This window comes from Mesorhizobium sp. M1E.F.Ca.ET.063.01.1.1, from assembly GCF_003998155.1.
Lineage (GTDB): Bacteria > Pseudomonadota > Alphaproteobacteria > Rhizobiales > Rhizobiaceae > Mesorhizobium.
In genome coordinates this window covers 1-3,104 of record NZ_RZSC01000689.1, presented here as the reverse complement: position 1 = coordinate 3,104, position 3,104 = coordinate 1, and the positions used below count along the sequence as shown (strand labels likewise).

The 3,104-nt window shown below is 58.9% G+C and carries 2 protein-coding genes and 2 pseudogenes; 1 reads left to right on the top strand and 3 read right to left on the bottom strand.

Going from position 1 to position 3,104, the window contains the following annotated elements:
• A pseudogene (locus EOA29_RS30635) lies at positions 1-251 on the bottom strand (hypothetical protein); the annotation flags it as partial.
• 110 nt (positions 252-361) lie between these two features.
• Between EOA29_RS30635 and EOA29_RS30630 the strand changes: the two are divergent.
• Positions 362-1,336 carry a LysR family transcriptional regulator gene (locus EOA29_RS30630; protein WP_127222049.1) on the top strand — a complete coding sequence of 325 codons (975 nt, stop codon included), beginning with the start codon at positions 362-364 and terminating at the stop codon, positions 1,334-1,336.
• Here the strand turns inward: EOA29_RS30630 and EOA29_RS30625 are convergent.
• Both EOA29_RS30625 and EOA29_RS30620 read right to left on the bottom strand, forming a co-directional pair.
• A pseudogene (locus EOA29_RS30625) lies at positions 1,333-2,169 on the bottom strand (IS481 family transposase); the annotation flags it as partial. The gene EOA29_RS30630 and the pseudogene EOA29_RS30625 overlap by 4 nt on opposite strands.
• 256 nt (positions 2,170-2,425) lie before the next feature.
• Positions 2,426-3,104, bottom strand: a 679-nt coding sequence (locus EOA29_RS30620; RefSeq protein WP_127222048.1) for a helix-turn-helix domain-containing protein, incomplete at its 5' end; no start/stop codon positions are given.

Sequence of the window (3,104 nt, the reverse complement as noted above, 5' to 3'; positions counted from 1 at the left end):
CCATCGCCCTCCAGCGTCACGTCTCCTTCCAGAACGACCATGAACTCATCCGCCGGGTAGTTGTCGTAGTGCTCGGAATAGGGTCCGCAGCGCCAGATGCCGGATTTGACGCCGCGTTCGGGGCGGGAGAAGTATGCATAGTCCCGGCCAACCGGCAGGCCCTCGATCAGCTCGGCATATTCGAGCGGGAGATCAGGTAATTGCTGCCATCCTTCAGGGCCAGCCGAGGAAAAACGGATCGGTCGATACATGGTGAAGCCTCAAGATTGCGTGTGGAATTGACCGGTACCCTGCGTGCGAGGCATTCCCGTTGACAAGTGACAAGATTTCTCCCTGAGTAAGTTCAGGTTACGGAGGAACTATGAGGAAATATCAATCGCTCACTGCCTTGCGCGCTTTTGAAGCCGTTGCGCGCTTCAAAAGCATCTCAGCTGCCGCCGGCGAGCTAAACGTGACCCGGCCTGCGGTGTCAAAGCAAGTGACGCTTCTGGAGAATGATATGGGCTGTGCTCTGCTCACGCGCAGCGGCAATGCGATCCGCCTGACGCCAGCCGGAAACGAGCTATTCCTAGCACTCAGGCAGGCATTCGTACTGATCCATTCGACAACTGAAGCGATCAGCCGCAGGGCAAAACAGGGACAGCATCTCCGGGTGTTGGTCTGCCGCGACTTCGCCTCTAGCTGGCTAGCGGGTCAGGTCGGCACATTTCTAGTCGCCAACCCGGGCATCTCCGTGGAGATATTCGCCGAAAAGAACGGCAACTTCCGTTTGGACGAGGATTTCGATTTCCGCATCTTTTATGGAATGAAAGGGGCAACATCGTGCGATGGCTTCGAAGAAACGCAGCTTTGTCACTGGATCGACATGCTGGTCTGCACGGAAACGTTTGCGGGGTCCTATATTGGCAAGGGGCGGAAGCTGTGCGAAGCACCCTGTCTCGTCGACGCTAACTATGACGTTTGGGACGAATGGTGTGCACTGACTGGAATTGATCCTGGCGGCCCTCGAGGACAGCAGACCGTGTTCAACGAGACGACTCTATGCCTCTCGGTCGCCGCGTCAGGTGGAGGCCTGACCGTCGGTGACAGCTTTCTCTCATTGCCCGCCATCCGCACAGGCGAACTGATCGTCCCTCATCAGGTAGGCCTCGTCAGTGCGCAACACTACGCCCTTTTGAAACCGCAGGGTCGCTCGACAGGATTGGCGGGTCGGAAATTCGAAGCTTGGTTGCGCGGCGCGATCGAAGCTTATCAGGTGACAGTGCTTCAGGTGCTGTCAGAGAAGGCTATTCAGGTGAGAGAGCGCCCAATATCCGGCCCAGGCAGGCTAGCTTAGTTGTGGAGCCTCAATAGGTTGTCCTCGATCAGGGCGAGGCGGCTGATAGGTGGTTTTGACTTTAGGCTGCCGTGTGGGCGATGCCAATTGTATCGGTGCAGCCAGACCGGCAGTTCTGCGGCACGATGATCGGATGTCGGATAGGCAATGGCGTAGGCCCATTCGCGCAGCGCCGTCTGGATGAAGCGCTCAGCCTTGGGCGTATAGGGCCTTGTCGTGACGTGCTTGAGGCCGAGATCGCGGCAGGCCTTGGCGAAAGCCTTCGATCTGTAACAGGAACCGTTGTCGCTCATGACGCGCGCTATCGCGACGCCGAGGCTGGCATAGTAGGCCACCGCCGCCTTGAGGAAGGCGATGGCGCTCTCCTTTTTCTCGTCGGGCAGGATTTGCGAGAAGGCGATGCGGGAAGCATCGTCGATGCAGACATGGACGAACTCCCAGCCAGCGCCGCGCGACTTGCCCTTTTGCGGATCGCCGGTGATGCGATGGCCGACTTGGCTGAAGCGTCCGAGCTTCTTGATGTCGATATGGATCATTTCGCCGGGATGCTCTCGTTCGTAGCGCCGGACCGGTTCGGCCGGCTCAATATCCCTGAGCCGCGACAGCCCGGCACGCTTGAGGACCCGGCTGACGGTGGCGGGCGAGACGCCGACCTCCATGGCGATATGCTTGCCGGTCAGCCGCTGGCGGCGCAAGGCGACGATGCGCTCGGCCACGGCCTGTTCGGTCAGGCTCGGCATGACGATGGGCCGAGACGAGCGGTCGACCATGCCGGCCCGCCCTTCGGCCTTATAGCGCTCGACCCAGCGCGCCACGATCTTCCGTCCATAAACGGCAACTACGACCGATGTCATCTGGGTCGAACACCATAAAGTACTCGTTCATGGTACTCCTGCTGCCTCAGTCTGGTAAAGCCGCTACGCATAAAGAACTGACGAACGTCTCTCCACAGCCGTCCTCGTCAACTATCGTGGGCGAGCCTTCGAGTACGTACATGAACTCGTCTTTTGGATAGTTCTGACTGTTCCCTGTAAGCTGGCCATTCCCATATTCCCACACGGTTCTGACCAGGCAGCAGTTGCTCATGCTTCAGGGCGTGACGCCTTGACCGAGCACGTTGACCAGCAGACTCGAGCTCGGCTGGAAGAACATCGCCAGCCTATTTTGGGTTTGAGCTTTCCCCGCAGCCATACGCGCGCGTTCTTCGGTCGGCGAGACCCCGTAGGACGATCGATAGGCTTGCGTGAAATAGGATGCGGACGAATATCCGCAGGCAAAGGCAATCCTGGCAATCGGAAAGCGTGTGTTGACAAGCAGCGATTGCCCTTTCTGCAGGCGCAGTGCGGTGTAGAACCTGCCTGGAGCGACACCAAACTCGCTCTCGAAACGGCGATGCAGCTGGCGAATGGACATATTGGACCGCGCTGCGATTTCTTCCAGTGACAGGGGTTTAGCGATGGCCTGACGCATGGCCTCTATCGCCAGCGATAGTGTCTTGTCCCTGATGACTAGGCTGGTGTCGGCGTCTTTCAGGAAGAAGCATTCGCGTACGTATCGCGCGACCTCCTCGCCCTGATGCTGCGCGAGCCAGGTCAGCATCATGTCCAGCACAGCCATCCCTCCACTGCAGGTGATGATACGTCCGCTTTGTTCAACGCCTGAGCTGCGGAAATTCACGTCTGGGAACCGCTCCCGAGCACTTTCGAACTCTTCCCAGTGGACGGTCGCGACGCGGTTTGCGAGCAGCCCCGCCTGCGCGAGCAGGAGT

Coding starts and splice junctions, on each gene's coding strand:
- EOA29_RS30630 (WP_127222049.1), top strand. CDS start 362: ATGAGGAAATATCAATCGCTCACTGCCTTGCGCGCTTTTGAAGCCGTT.